Origin of the sequence: Streptomyces candidus (genome assembly GCF_014207445.1) — a bacterium.
Lineage (GTDB): Bacteria > Actinomycetota > Actinomycetes > Streptomycetales > Streptomycetaceae > Streptomyces > Streptomyces candidus.
Map to the genome: position 1 here is coordinate 456564 of NZ_JACHEM010000005.1, position 13888 is coordinate 470451.

The 13888-nt window shown below is 69.6% G+C and carries 10 protein-coding genes; 3 read left to right on the forward strand and 7 right to left on the reverse strand.

What is annotated here, in order from left to right; translation table 11 throughout:
* Window positions 1-403: 403 nt before the first annotated feature.
* Window positions 404-1522: a fatty acid desaturase family protein gene (locus HNQ79_RS12910; RefSeq protein WP_185030129.1), complete on the reverse strand. Its 1119-nt coding sequence runs from the start codon at window positions 1520-1522 to the stop codon at window positions 404-406.
* A gap of 7 nt (window positions 1523-1529) precedes the next feature.
* On the reverse strand, window positions 1530-2585 hold the full coding sequence (locus tag HNQ79_RS12915) for a ferredoxin reductase (protein ID WP_185030131.1): 1056 nt from the start codon (window positions 2583-2585) through the stop codon (window positions 1530-1532).
* 86 nt (window positions 2586-2671) lie between these two features.
* On the opposite strand from HNQ79_RS12915, the gene HNQ79_RS12920 reads away from it, so the two are divergent.
* Both HNQ79_RS12920 and HNQ79_RS12925 read left to right on the forward strand, forming a co-directional pair.
* Entirely contained in the window at window positions 2672-3811 is a 1140-nt protein-coding gene (locus HNQ79_RS12920) for a PucR family transcriptional regulator (protein WP_185030133.1), read from the forward strand.
* A 402-nt stretch (window positions 3812-4213) separates the two neighbouring features.
* Entirely contained in the window at window positions 4214-4819 is a 606-nt protein-coding gene (locus HNQ79_RS12925; RefSeq protein ID WP_185030135.1) for a hypothetical protein, read from the forward strand.
* Window positions 4820-5068: 249 nt separating this feature from the next.
* Here the strand turns inward: HNQ79_RS12925 and HNQ79_RS12930 are convergent, their stop codons facing one another.
* From HNQ79_RS12930 to HNQ79_RS12940, 3 genes are all read right to left on the reverse strand, one after another.
* Window positions 5069-6094, reverse strand: a complete 1026-nt coding sequence (locus tag HNQ79_RS12930) for a LacI family DNA-binding transcriptional regulator (protein ID WP_185030137.1) — start codon at window positions 6092-6094, stop codon at window positions 5069-5071.
* A 612-nt stretch (window positions 6095-6706) separates the two neighbouring features.
* Window positions 6707-8065 carry a PQQ-dependent sugar dehydrogenase gene (locus tag HNQ79_RS12935; protein ID WP_229923414.1) on the reverse strand — a complete coding sequence of 453 codons (1359 nt, stop codon included), beginning with the start codon at window positions 8063-8065 and terminating at the stop codon, window positions 6707-6709.
* Between the two features lie 526 nt (window positions 8066-8591).
* A complete protein-coding gene (locus HNQ79_RS12940; RefSeq protein ID WP_185030141.1) occupies window positions 8592-9263 on the reverse strand; it encodes a lytic polysaccharide monooxygenase auxiliary activity family 9 protein in 672 nt (223 codons plus the stop codon).
* A 1121-nt stretch (window positions 9264-10384) separates the two neighbouring features.
* Between HNQ79_RS12940 and HNQ79_RS12945 the strand changes: the two genes are divergently transcribed.
* Window positions 10385-11485, forward strand: a complete 1101-nt coding sequence (locus tag HNQ79_RS12945; RefSeq protein ID WP_185030368.1) for a lytic polysaccharide monooxygenase — start codon at window positions 10385-10387, stop codon at window positions 11483-11485.
* A gap of 55 nt (window positions 11486-11540) precedes the next feature.
* On the opposite strand, the gene HNQ79_RS33215 is transcribed toward HNQ79_RS12945, so the two are convergent.
* Together HNQ79_RS33215 and HNQ79_RS12955 are read right to left on the reverse strand one after the other, a co-directional pair.
* Entirely contained in the window at window positions 11541-11921 is a 381-nt protein-coding gene (locus HNQ79_RS33215; protein ID WP_308437329.1) for a transposase, read from the reverse strand.
* A 175-nt stretch (window positions 11922-12096) separates the two neighbouring features.
* Window positions 12097-13515, reverse strand: a complete 1419-nt coding sequence (locus tag HNQ79_RS12955) for a cellulase family glycosylhydrolase (RefSeq protein WP_185030143.1) — start codon at window positions 13513-13515, stop codon at window positions 12097-12099.
* Between the last annotated feature and the right edge of the window lie 373 nt (window positions 13516-13888).

The window sequence follows — 13888 nt, forward strand, 5'->3', positions numbered from 1 at the left end:
TGGGGCGGATCTGTCAGCTTCCATCACGTCCACGCCATACACGGCGGACTCGGTACCGCCCTCAGAGCGTGAGCGCGGCATGCACCGGAGGGTGTGCCTCAACCAGTAGATGACCGCTGTCCTGGGGCCACGATGTACTGCTCCATCACAGTGCCCTCCGGGTACCTGCTGATCAGCCGAGCAGTGCATCGCCGACGCCTGCACTGGTGGCACCGGCTCGCTCAACGCCGGCTGACTGCGGAAGGACCCGGCTGAGGTACGTACGCCGCGACCCTGTCCGGGACCGGGCTGCCCGGATCCGGTGTCCTACGGTCGGATGTCGAGGCCGCCGGCCGTCCGCAACGGATCGCACTGAACCCGACGGCGCCGCCCGCACGGCCGGAAGCTGAACCAATATCGGGCATCAGACCGCGACGAGCTCCTGCTCGCGGTCCGGCGCCTCGACCTTGGGCGTCTTGTTCGGCAGCGAGAGCCGGAAGACCTTGTGCCACGCGGAGAACACCTGCTTGGGCAGCGGCCCGGTGACGTACTCCAGCTCGTACTTCTCGAACAGCGCGCGCACCTTCACCGCGACCTCGGCGTACCGGTTGCTCGGAAGGTCCGGGAACAAGTGGTGCTCGATCTGGTGCGACAGGTTGCCGGTCATGAAGTGCATGGCCCTGCTGCCGCTGATGTTCGCCGAGCCCATCATCTGGCGCAGGTACCACTGGCCGCGCGTCTCGCCCCTGATCGACCGGCGCTCGAAGACCTGCACACCCTCGGGGAAGTGCCCGCACATGATCACCGAGTGGGACCAGACGTTGCGGACCAGATTCGCGGTGAACGTGGCGGCGAGCGTGGTGAAGAACGACGGGCCCGACAGCAGCGGGTGGAGCACGTAGTCCTTGAGCACCTGCTTGCGGATCTTGCGGCCCACGGCCTTGGCCCGCGCACGGAACTCCGGGTTCGTACGGCGGCGCTTGTGCAGGTTCTTGCCGAGCTCCAGGTCGTACGCTGCGATGCCGTACTCGAAGAAGCAGGCGTTGATGAAGTTCCACAGTGGCTGGCCGAGGTGGAACGGGTGCCACTTCTGGTCCTCGTCGACGCGCATGATGCCGTAGCCGAGGTCGTTGTCCTTGCCGATCACATTGGTGTACGTGTGGTGCAGCTCGTTGTGCGAGTGCTTCCACTGTTCGGACGGCGAGACGTGGTCCCACTCCCAGGTGGTGGAGTGAATCTTCGGGTCTCGCATCCAGTCCCACTGGCCGTGCAGGACGTTGTGGCCGATTTCCATGTTGTCCATGATTTTCGCCACGGACAGACCGGCGGTGCCGAGCAGCCACGCGGGCGGGAAGGCCGAGAACAGCAGCACACCCCTGCTGACCAGTTCGAGCTTGCGCTGTGCCGAGATGACCTTACGGATGTACGCGGCGTCCTTCTCGCCGCGGCCGGCGATCACCTCGTCGCGGATCGCGTCCAGCTCGCGGCCGAGCTCCTCGATCTGCTCCGCGGTCAGGTGGGCGGTGGGGTCGATGGCGGTCAAGGTACTCCTACCGTTCGATGTCACAGGGGCCCGCCGCGGCGGACACGCAGGTCTGGATGAGGACGCCCGGCTCGGCCTCGGTGATCTCGCCGGTGCGCAGGTCACGGACGGCGCCCGCTTTGAGCGGCGTGATGCAGCCGAAGCAGATGCCCATGCGGCACCCGGAGGGCATGAGCACGCCGGCCTCCTCGCCGATGTCCAGCAACGGCGTGGCACCGTCCGCGTCGACGGTCCTACCGGTGGCGCTGAACGTGACCTCGCCGCCGTCGCCGGCGACGACGATGCTGGGGCGGAAGCGTTCGATGTGCAGGCGCTGTTGTACGCCGTGTCTGGCCCAGTGCTCTTCGGCGGCGGCGAGCAGGCCCGCGGGCCCGCAGGCCCAGGTCTCGCGTTCGGCCCAGTCGGGCACGAGTTCGTCGAGGCGGGCGATGTCGAGCGTGCCGTCCGTGTCGGTGTGCACCTCGGTGAGCCGCAGCTTGCCGTCCGCGACCAGGTCGTGCAGTTCGTCGCGGAAGATCACGTCTTGCGGCCGTGGCGCGCAGTGGACCATGACGACGTCGTCGAACTCGATGTCGCGCAGCATGCCCATCACGGGCGTGATGCCGCTGCCGGCCGTCAGGTAGAGCACCTTGGCGGGCTTGGCCTGCGGCAGCACGAAGTCACCGGTCGCCTGGTCGAGCTGGAGGAGCATGCCGGGTTTCGCTCTGCGGACCAAGTGGTTGCTGACCTTGCCGTCAGAGATCGCCTTGACGGTGATCGTGATGCGTCCGTCCTGGCGGTTCGTCGGCGAGGTGAGGGAGTAGGCACGCCACAGGCGCACCCCGTCGACGTCGACCCCGATCCGCACGTACTGACCGGCTGTGTGGCCGCGCCAGCCCCGTCCCGGCCTGATCACGATGGTCGCCGCGTCATCCGTCTCGGGGTGCACGGCCTCGATGCGCCCACGCAGGTCAGCGCCCGTACGCAACGGGCTGACCAGGTCGAGGTAGTCCGACGGCAGCAGCGGCGTCGTGACCATCTCCAGCATTTTCCAAGCCTTGCTGCGGAGGGCTGAACTCGTCATGACTCCAGCTTGCTGCGCCTCAACGCGTAAAGTCCTGACCGCAGGACGTGAATCTGATCGGCTGTATTGTTCGCAAGGAATGAAACGTGAGCCATGCAATCCGGAGGGCCAGCGAACTGGCCCTGGATGAGACGACGGTCACCGCACTTCGGGCCGCGCTGAAGACCACCGCCGACGAGGTCGTTCTGGCGATCATCGACGAGGTCCCTTCCTACGCCAACGCCCTCTCGGGCCGCATGGGCGGCACCATCCGCCGAGCCGTCCGCACTGCCCTGGGGCACTACCTGGACCTCGCGGGCGGGAACGTCACAGGCGGCGACGCCGGTGACGCAGCGTACGAGCTGGGCCGCGGCGAGGTGCGCGACGGCCGTTCGATGGACGCCCTGCTCAGCGCCTACCGCGTCGGCGCCCGCGTGGCCTGGCGCTGCCTGGCAGCGGGTGCCGTACCCGCAGGTCTGCCCGCCGCCGACGTCGCCAAGTTCGCCGAGCTGACGTTCGCCTACATCGACGAGCTCTCCGCCGCCAGCGCCGCGGGCCACGCCGACGAACTGGCCGCCCGAGGCAGGGCCCACGAGCGGCACCTGGAACACCTGGCCCGCGACCTCCTCGCCGGCGCGAGCCCGGATGTGCTGCTGGCCTCTGTGCAACGGGCCGGGTGGCAGCCTCCGGCTTCGCTGACCGCGGTCCTGCTGCCCGCCGCCCAGGCCCGGCCTGCCTGCCGCACGCTCGACCCGAGCACCCTCGTCCTGGACGATCTGCCGGATGCCACCGGTGTGCTGCTCGTCCCCGATACCGACCGAGCACAACTCTTGCGGCAGCTGACCGACCGCACCGCAGTGGTCGGCCCGGCCCGGCCATGGACTCGCGCGTCCGCGTCGTACGCACGAGCCATGCGCGCGCGCTCCCTCTCCTCCGATATTCGCGACACCGAGGAGCACCTGCCCGAGCTGGTGCTGAGCGCCGACACGGACGCGTTCGCAGACCTGCGTGCCCGAGCCCTCGCACCGTTGCGCACCCTGCCTGACGCGACCGCGCGGCGGCTGGAGGAGACGTTGCGGGCGTGGCTGCTGCACCAGGGCAGGCGGGCAGAGGTTGCGGCGGCGTTGTTCGTCCATCCCCAGACAGTCCGGTACCGGATGGCGCAGCTGCGGGAGCTGTTTCCGGATCTCGGCTCGCCGCACCGGGTCCTTGAACTGACGCTGGCCGTCGGTCTTCGGGACAGCTGACGAGTACTTCGGCCGCCAACGCCCGCGCGTGTCCACGCATCGTGCCTCGTTCGCGGGCCCGTCGGCCGGCTCCTGCGGACACGGCTCGACTGGATCTGGTGGACGATGCGCACCGGCCCGCTGGTCGCCGCGCTCATTGAGCATACAGTCGGTGGTCTGAGCCTCTTTGCGCTGGAAATCCGCCACGGATGGAGACCGGGCGGTGACGCCAGGTCAGGCGTGGGAGGGGAGAAGAATGCGAGGACCGGCACGCGGGCAGGGTTCAGGGTCCGGCCTGTCCCGCCAGGTAGGACGACCGTAGCAAGGGCATGTTTCCCTCCCCCGGCCCTGCCGTGCCGGAGGCCGTACCGGCGGTCCCCGGTGCCGCGCCCGCCCGGGCTTAGCAGAACAGGAGCACGCGCCATGCGCCTCTACGCCCAGACGCCCGCACGCCGGGTCCGCCAGGTCATCGCGGACCTCGCCGCCGTAGCGCTGATCTACGCCGCGGTCAGGCTGGCTCTCGCCGTGCACGACGCGATCATGCGACTGGCAGAGCCGGGCCGCGCGGCGGAGCGTTCGGGCAACGGCCTCGCCGACGCGCTCGGCGACGCGGGTGACGCCGCCTCGAATGTGCCGCTCGTCGGGGACCAGTTGAAGAAGCCGCTCTCCTCCGCCGCCGAGGCCGGCACCGGTCTGGCCGACGCGGGCCGGGCCCTCCAGGACACCGTGGGTGATGTGGCGACACTCGCGACGATCGCACTGATCGCCATCCCGGTCGTGTGCGTCCTCCTGCTGTGGCTGCCGCCGCGCCTGCGCTGGATCCGTCACGGCGACGCCACCCGGCGTCTCGCCTCCGCCCCCGGCGGCGTGGACCTCATCGCCCTGCGCGTGCTCACCGGTTCGCAGCTCGCACTCGCCGCGCTGCCCACGCCGCCCGGGGGCTTCGCGGAAGCCTGGCGGCGCGGTGACGAACAGGTCATCGCCGACCTGGCGGCAATTGGCCTGCGGCAGGCGGGTCTGCGCTTCTGAGGGCGGGGGCCGACGTGCACGCCGAACGCGTCGGCCCCCGGAGACCGGGACTCCCGAGCACCCGCATCTGCACCAGCGCGAAAAGAGTTCGGAGGGCCCGTCTGCGACGGCCTGACCCGCCTCCCGGCGGCCGCCTTCGCTGCGGGGCGGCTGCCGTATGCGATTGCACGGGGTGATGCTGACGGGGCGGCCCGGGCGGCGGCCGACCGCCGCCGTCCATGCCCGAACGGGCCGACGTCCGGCGGTGTCTCAGGTCGAGGCCCTTCGCACCAGCGTCGTGCGCAGCACGACGTGGCGCCAGGCGGCGTCCCGGCCGTCGATGTCCTGCAGGAGCATCCGGACCATGGTGCGGCCCATCTCCTCCACCGGCTGATGGACGCTGGTGAGTTGCGGATCCGTGTGCCGGGCGAAGGGGGTGTCGTCGAACCCCACGACGGCCACGTCCTCGGGCACCCGACGGCCTGCCGCGCGCAGCGTGTGCAGGACGCCGGCGGCCATCAGATCGGACGCGGCGAACACCGCGTCGAGATCGGGATGGCGGCGGAGCAGCTCGGTGGCCGCCCGCTGTCCGCTCTCCTCGGAGAAGTCGCCCTCGGCGATCCAGGACGGCTCGACGCCGCCGAACGCCTGGACCATCGCCTCCCGGTACCCGCGCAGGCGGCTCTGCGCGACGTACATGTCCAGCGGTCCGGTGATGGTGGCGATGGCCTTCCGCCCGGTTTCCACCAGGTGCCGGACGGCTGCTCGTGCTCCGCCCACGTTGTCCGAGTCGACGTAGGAGACGGACTCCTCGGCCCAGCGGCGGCCACTGAGGAGGAGCGGCAGTTCCAGCTCGGTGAGCATGTCCGGCAGGGGGTCACGGTCGTGGACGGAGACCAGCAGCACGCCGTCCACCCCGCCCGCCCGCGCGTACTGAGTGAAGCGTGTCCGCTCCTTGTCGTTCCGGATCAGGGTGAGGAGTAACTGGGTCTCACTGTCGGCGAGTTCTGCGCTGATCGCGCGGACGATCTCGGAGTAGAAGGGCTCCGCGAAGAAGCGCCGCTCGGTGTCCGTGATGATCAGCGCGACGGCCCCTGTGCGGTTGCCGGCCAGGGCACGCGCGGCGTGGTTGGGGACGTAGCCCAGCTCGGAGATCGCCTGTTCGACCAGAAGCCGGGTGGCCTCCTTCACACCGGGCGCGCGGTTGACGACGCGGGACACCGTGCCCCGCCCGACGCCCGCGTGCGCGGCCACCTCCTCCAGGGTGGGCGGGCCGGTGCGTCCGTGCGTCACCATCGTGTGCGACCTCCAGGGGAACGGGTCCAGTCTCCGAACCACCCGTCGGCTCGCAGACGTGCACATCGAATCACCGGAGAGCCCTTGTCCTCACCGAATTGGCGGGACTCGACGGTTCCGATGGGACCTCGTCCCCCACGTGTTCCGGCCGCGCCACGGTGCCCGGCGACCCCCCCGCTCCGACGAAACGCGCGGCGGCCCGGTGACAGGAATCGGCACCGGCACCCGCATCACCACGGATACCAGCACCACCAGCGGCCCCGCCCCCTCGGCCGCGTGCAGCCGCACTGCCCGCGCACGGGACGTACCGGCGTTCGCGGTGGCGTGGGTCGCGACCTCTGCTGCCGGAGGAGCCGCCGGCACGGATGATCATCGGGAGGGGACGTGCCCAGGCGGAGCCTCACAACTTCGGAGGCGCGGCTCCGGGGGCAGGGCAAGCCGAAGGGCAACCACGATGCTGCCTCGTGGTTGCCCTTCCGACCTGCCCGCAGGGACTCGCCCGTCACCACCTCGGTCGGCGGGAACCTTCCCGACCGGTGCGGGTCCGCGCTCCCCGGGCATTCGTTCCCGGTTCGGCGGTTCGGCGGTTCGGCGGTTCGGCGGTTCGGCGCCTCAGCGGCCGACGGCGCAGGCGTCCCCGTTGAGCATGAATCGCGACGGTGACGACGAGTTGCCGGTGTGATCGGCGAGATAGCCGAGGGTGACGCTCGCACCGGGAGCGATCGTGGCGTTGTGCGATGCGTCGGCCGCCTCGATCGTGTTGCTTCTCTGGGTCAGGTCGGTGTTCCAGTCAGAGATGACGGTCTGTCCCAGCGCCAGTGGGAATTCGAGTGTCCAGCCGTTCACCGGGGTGGTCCCGGTGTTGGTGACGGTGAGGTCGACCGTCGTACCGGTGCCCCAGGTTCGCACGGTGCGGTCCACGCGACACGTCGGCTCCTGCCGGGCGAACGACACCCGGTGCAGGCCGCCCGGCAGGTCGTTGACCACGTAGAACTCTCCGTCGACGGTCGTGCCGATCGACGTCACCTGGGTGGGCATCTCCCCGATCTCGGCCTGCTCGTAGCCGCCCTTGCCGTCCGGGCGCAGTGCCCAGACCGTGGCCGAGCAGTAGTCGGTCGCGATGTACGTCCCGCCGACCAGGTCCGCGTACGTGCGGCCCCGGTAGACCTGGCCGCCTATGACCGAGCACCCGCCGGTGTAGGGGGAGTACGTGAAGACCGGCTCGGTGTACTTCTCGCCGGGCAGGCACCTGCCACCGGCGAATTCCTCCAGGCCCTCGTAGCACGACCAGCCGAGGTTCAGCCCTCCCTGCCCGGGGGCGAGGTGGTTCACTTCCTCCCAGCGTCCCTGGCCGACGTCGCCGATCCACATCGAGCCGTCGGCGCGGTCGAAGGAGAACCGCCACGGGTTGCGCAGTCCGTACAGCCATATTTCCTCGCGGGCGCCGGGTGTGTCCACGAAGGGATTGTCCTCGGGCACGCAATAGGCGAGCGGGCCGCAGCTGCGGCTCACGTCGACGCGCAGAATCTTGCCCAGCAGGGTGTCCAGCCGCTGGCCCGCGCGCAGGGGGTCCGCGGAACCGCCGCCGTCCCCGATGCTCCAGTACAGGTGGCCGTCGGGACCGAACGCGAGCTGACCGCCGTTGTGGTTGCTGTGCTCGGCGTGCTCCTCGGAGAGCAGGACCTCGAGGCGGGACTCGTCGAGCCGGTAACGGGCGAGCGTGACCGCGCCGTCCGGCAGTGCCGTGTACGCCAGGTACAGATCCTGGCTGTCGGCGAAGTCGGACGGGACGGCGATTCCGAGTAGGCCGCGCTCGTTGCCGGATTCGTCCACGACAGAGGTGATGTCGATGAGGGGGGCCCGGCCCAGACCGGTATCGGGGTGGTAGACGCGCACGGTGCCGGACTTCTCGGCGATGAACATCCGCCCCGTGGAGTCATCGGGGGCGACGAGGGCGGTCGGTCGTCTCAACCCGGAGGCCACCTGCGTGGTGGTAGCACTGAGTGACGACAGAGGGACCTGCGGGGCGTCCCGCGCGGCCCCCGGCGTCCGGGTCGGCACGCTGTCCGACGTTGCAGGGGGTGTGGCCGCCAAGGACGGGGACGTGACGGGCGGCGAGGCGAGGGTAGTCAGGAAAAGGGCCGGCAGAAGGAGTCGGGCCCAGCGGCGTCGTGACATATCGGCTCCGGAGGTGATGCGTTGGCACAGTGAGGAACGTGCACGGCGGGGGACACCTGCTCTTGGTGGAGCGCTCAGGCGGCAGCGCCTCTCGGGGGCGGCGGGGCGCGACCCGACCGCAGTCCGCCTGCCGGCGAACTCCCCTCGCCCCGTACGGGCATGCTCGCGTACGGGCGCGTACGGGCGCGTACGGGCGCGTACGTCGCGGCGGATGCCACGGGCAGTGGCGTTCCGGCCGACGGGCAGACCGCCTGATGACATGGCGGCCTGCCCTGGGGCGGTACGTCCGGGAAGGGAAGCAGTCCGACGACCGGTCAGGTCAGCGGAAGTTGACGTCGCTGCAGAGGAAGTACGTCTGGTCCATGTGCGAGGCCTGCCAGATCGTGTAGACGACGTGGCGACCGCTGTAGTCGGACGTACTCACGGGGATCGAGTAGTTCTGGCTGGGCGCGTACCGGCCGGTGCGCGCCACCAGCTCGAGGTCGCTCCAGCGCATCACCTGGGTGGCGGGGTCGAAGCCCTGCCGGGTCACGTAGACCAGGAAGTAGTCCGCGCCGTGGCTGGCCTGGTCGTACAGCTTGACACTGAAGTTGGCGCCGATGTCCGTGGTCTTCCACGGGCCCACGCTGTCCATGGCGTTGTAGCGACCGCCCTCGGTCCGGCCGCCGCTGCACAGCTGCCCGTCCGGCACGACGCCCTGGAAGTTGCCGCCGGAGCCGTTGCGATACAGACCGTTCCAGTTCCACATGGCGTTCGGGTTGGCCTGCCACGCCTGCCAGCACATGGGGTCCTGCTGTGCCATGGCCGGGTTCTGGAAGTCGCTGCCCCAGCGCTGCCAGCAGCCGTAACTGCGCGATGACGGGTCTACGACCGACCCGTGGGCGGCGGCGGTATTGCTCCAGGTGAACAGGCTGAGCAGCACCGTGACCAGAGCGGTCAGGACGAGCGTCAGACGACGCCGCACGCCATGATCGTGCGCATGACAATCCATGATCTCCTTCTTTCGTGGGGGGAATGGTGGATCTTCTGGAGGGGGATGTGGTGGCGTGGGAGCGCTCCCGCGATTCCAGATTGCTCGTCACGAAACGAGGCGGCAACGTCTGTTCACGCCACTTTCACGCCGCGGATGGCGCGAAGTATCACGGTCGACGGGGCCTGCCTGCGGCGGGTACGACGGTCGCGGGGCCGCCTATGGAGCGATTTCCCGTGCTCTTTTGCGGCGCTGAGTGCGACCTCCACAACCACGGTGACCCCCGGCCCGACGTGCCCATGTACAACGGGCGGCGGGCGGGGACGCGGGAGGGGAAGTGGGCAGAAGCCGCGTGTCGCGGATGCGTGGCAGATGGCGGAAGTTGCGGGTTTCCCGGGGCCGAGGGCCGAGCGGGCGGTTGCGGGCGGGACGGCACCCAAACGGCTCGATCCTTCGCAGCCCGGCAGCCCGTGGGTGCCGCCCAGGACCACCGGCTGCGACGAAGCGGCGGCCGGTGTCGGGGGCCCCGCGCGTCCCGGCACCACTCGGCCGAGGGCGACGCCATTGCGGGCCGCTCCCAACTCCCTTTCGTGCAAGGGGAATTCAATCAAGAAGGAGCGCGACGCGGCTGAGCAGGCATTTTGAAAGCGCTTCGACATTATCCGTTCACCGGGGTTGTCAGGGACATGGGCCGACTCCTACAGTCCGGACCAAGTCAGTGATGTGGGAGCGCTCCCACTTCCCCCCGTTGTAGGAGCGTTCCCACATCCCGTTCGCGAGTCCGGTTGATCCTCCGAAAGAGGTCCCCGCATGCGACCGACATCGCATCACCCCCGCGGCGTCCGTGCCCTGTTGGGCGCACTGCTCACCACTCTCGTCACCACGGCCGCTCTGCGGCGTTCAACGAGGTCGGCGACCACAGCCGCTCCACCGTCACCTCCTACACGGACGCCCCGGCGGTCCCTGGCCACTCGGCACCACCCTGGCCTGGGGCGCCCCGCCCGCCTGACCCGCGCGGCACCCCGCCCCTCACCTCCCCTCCCGTCCGGCGACGCATCCGCACCCGGACGGGCGGGGGCTCCACCCCTTCCCGGCACGACCCCTACGAAGAAGGCACAGGAGACGCGATGGTCCGAAACGTGATCGGAAGAAGAAGCCGGCTGATTACCCTGGCGGCTGTGCTGGCGACCCTGCTGGGCGGCCTCGGCCTCACCCTGCTCGGACAGGACGAGGCGGAAGCTCACGGTGTGGCGATGATGCCCGGTTCGCGTACGTATCTCTGCTACGTGGACGGACGCACCGCCACCGGCGGGATGGACCCGACGAACCCGGCGTGCAAGGCCGCACTCGCCGAGAGCGGCGCCTCCGCGCTGTACAACTGGTTCGCGGTGCTCGACTCCAACGCCGGCGGACGCGGCGAGGGTTACGTGCCGGACGGCAAGCTCTGCAGTGCCGGCGACCGTTCCCCGTACAACTTCACCGGCTACAACGCCACCCGGGCCGACTGGCCGCGCACGCACCTCACGTCCGGGGCGACGATGAAGGTCCGGTACAGCAACTGGGCCGCGCACCCGGGTGACTTCCGGGTGTACCTGTCCAAGCCCGGTTACTCGCCCACCACCGCGCTGGGCTGGGGAGACCTCGAGCTGATCCAGACGGTCACCAATCCCGTGCAGTCCGGCGCTGTGGGCACCGACGGAGGCGCGTACACCTGGGACTTGAGGCTGCCCTCGGGCCGCTCGGGCGACGCGGTGCTGTTCATCCAGTGGGTGCGGTCGGACAGCCAGGAGAACTTCTTCTCCTGCTCCGACATCGTCTTCGACGGCGGCAACGGCGAGGTGACCGGCATCCGGGGCTCCGGCGGTACCCCGAACCCGACGCCCACTCCGACGCCCACCCCGACCCCGACGCCTCCCCCGACGGACCCTCCGCACACCGGGACGTGCATGGCCGTCTACAACGTGACGAACTCCTGGAACGGCGGTTTCCAGGGGAACGTGGAGGTCATGAACCATGGCACGACACCGCGCAACGGATGGACCGTGGCGTGGAAGCCGGGCAGCGGCACCAAGCTCAACCAGGTCTGGAACGGCACGCTGAGCACGCCGCCCGACGGCACGGTCTCGGTCAAGAACGTCGATCACAACCGGACCATCCCGGCCGACGGCAGTGTCACCTTCGGCTTCACCGCGACCTCGACCGGCAACAACTTCCCGGTCGGCACGATCGGTTGCACCGGCTGATCCGCGTTCTGCCGGCGGAACTGCACGGCGGGCCGCCCGCGGACCGATCGAAAGATCATTCCGCGGGCGGCCCCACGCCGATCCGCTCCCCGGCTCGGACGTGAACCCTCCGGCGACGTCCGTTCCGGCTTGGGCCTTCAACAGCCCGCTGTAACGGCGAGGTGGAAACCGGCCGCCAGGCCGCCTCGGGACTGTCCGAGGCCGTGGCCGCCCGACTCGAGAGCAAAGCCGCCGGGCGGCACCCTTTCAGATCCCGTAAACGCCGGTAGGCGTGGTAGGCGCGATCCCGCGGGTCGCACCTGTTGGGCACGTCCTGCCACGAGGCTCCGGTCCGGATCCGCCACCGTATGCCGTCCCTCACCTGCCGCCGTGTCCGCACCGGTGGGGGACCAGGCTCTCTGGGTGGGCCGACCACGTCGGGCGGCCCTGAGCACACGACGCCTTATCAGTCTCATGATCGCCGAGCTGTCCGTGCACGCTGGCCGGCCGAGGGCACTCCGGGGCCGGCCACCGATACCTCTGAGCCGGCCACAGGCACTCCCGGGCCGGCCACAGGCACTCGCGGCCGGCGGGGCTCTGGACCGGCCCGAGCCCCGCCGACCACGAGGCGGTCAGCTGGTGGGGAAGCTGTCCGGGGTGCTGACCCGGCTCTTTATGAACGCTCCCGACTCGGTCAGCACGCCACTGCTGCTGTAGTCGCTGCCACGGCAGGTTCCCGGCTTGAGCGCCGCGCTGCCCTCGTTCGCGTCGGAGAAGGTCCAGTTCGCGTAGCCGATGCCCAGCTGATCGAGCAGGTCCAGCCAGGCCGTGCTGCTCGCCCGGTCCATCGCGCCGCCGCCGGTGGCGCTCACCGTGCCGAACTCGGTGACGAAGAGCGGCAGCTTCGAGGCCGCCCGGCTCAGCGTGGCGCGGTAGTTGTCCTTGTGGCTGGCGGCATAGAAGTGGAACGCGTACATGATGTTGGTGGCGTTCACCGGGTTGGCGATGATCTCGCTCTCGCTGGAACCGTCGGAGACGCCGAGGGAGGACCAGCCCCGGGTGCCGACGATGATGACGGCATCGGGGTCGGCTGCCCGGATCACCGGGATGACCTGCTCGGCGTAGGTCTTGATGGCCGCCCAGCTCACTCCGTTTGGTTCGTTGGCGATCTCGTAGATGACGTTCTTCTTGTCGGCGTTGCGGGCTGCGACGGAGGCGAAGAAGGTCTTCGCGCGGCTGAGGTTGTAGTTCGGGTCACCCGGCGTCAGCGTGTGGAAATCGATCATGGCGTACATGCCCCGGGCCTCGGCCATGTCGACGAGACTGTTCACGCGGCTGGTGAATCTCGCCGGATCGGTTTCGTAACCGTTCTCCTGCACGTACATGGCAACGCGGAACAGGTCCGACTTCCAGTCCTTCGCCAGGGCGTCCAACGACGCGCCGTTGTAGCACTGGTCGAACCACTGGATGCCGTGCGTGCTCATGCCGCGCAGCTGGATCGGGCGGTCGTACTGGTTGCACAGTCGTACGCCGCAGACGCGGAGCTGACCGTTGACGGCGACGGGAGTGCCGGTGGCGGGCGGGTCGGTCGGGCCCGGCGGGTCGGTGGGGCCGGGGGGATCGGTGGGGTCGGGGCTGGGCTCGCCGGTCGCGCCCGTGCAGGTCACGCCGTTGAGGGCAAAAGCGCTGGGCTTCGGGTTGGCCCCGGTTGTCGAACCCACGAAGCCCATGTCGGCGGTCGCGCCGGTTGCCAGGGTGCGGTTCCAGTCGGCGCCGGTGACAGTGACCGCGGACCCGGTCTGCGACCAGGTGGCGCTCCATCCCTGGACGACCTTCTGGCCCGCGTCCGGCATCGTGAACTTCAGCGCCCATCCGCTGACGGGATCACCCAGGTTGGTGACCTTCACGTTGGCCTGGAAACCGCCTTGCCACTGATTGGTGACTGTGTAGTCGACTCGGCAGCCGACGGCGGCGCTCGCCGTGGGGCTGGCCAGTGCCACGAGCCCGAGGGCCGTCACGCAGGCCGCCAGTAAAGCTATGAGACGTCTCAAGGCGTTCCTCCTGATGTAGGCGGAATGGATCGCACAGGACCCAAGAGGTTGCGGAACGCGCACCCAACGGGCTGGAACACCCCGTCGAGACGGAACGGAGCCCGGGAGTGCATGGGGGCCAGTTCGGTGGGAGCGCTCCCAATAGGTGTACCGATCAGGACTGTAGGGACGCGGTGATGCGGCGGCAAGACCTGGGAAGCCACAACTCTCCCGTGGAACATCCGAGTTGAGCGTGACCCGGGGGCTGGGGCACGTGTAGGCCGGGCCCAGGACGACCTGGAGCGGGACGCCGAGCAGCGGGTGGCAGGTCCGGTGAGTACGGACGAAGGTGTCGTGCGGCACCTGACGCCTGGCCTCACCGCTCCACCGGTGC

Excerpts from the sequence above, each read along its gene's own strand:
- HNQ79_RS12925 (WP_185030135.1), top strand. The coding sequence starts at position 4,214 with ATGCGCCTCTACGCCCAGACGCCCGCACGCCGGGTCCGCCAGGTCATC.
- HNQ79_RS12940 (WP_185030141.1), bottom strand. The coding sequence starts at position 9,263 with ATGGATTGTCATGCGCACGATCATGGCGTGCGGCGTCGTCTGACGCTC.
- HNQ79_RS12930 (WP_185030137.1), bottom strand. The coding sequence starts at position 6,094 with ATGGTGACGCACGGACGCACCGGCCCGCCCACCCTGGAGGAGGTGGCC.
- HNQ79_RS12915 (WP_185030131.1), bottom strand. The coding sequence starts at position 2,585 with ATGACGAGTTCAGCCCTCCGCAGCAAGGCTTGGAAAATGCTGGAGATG.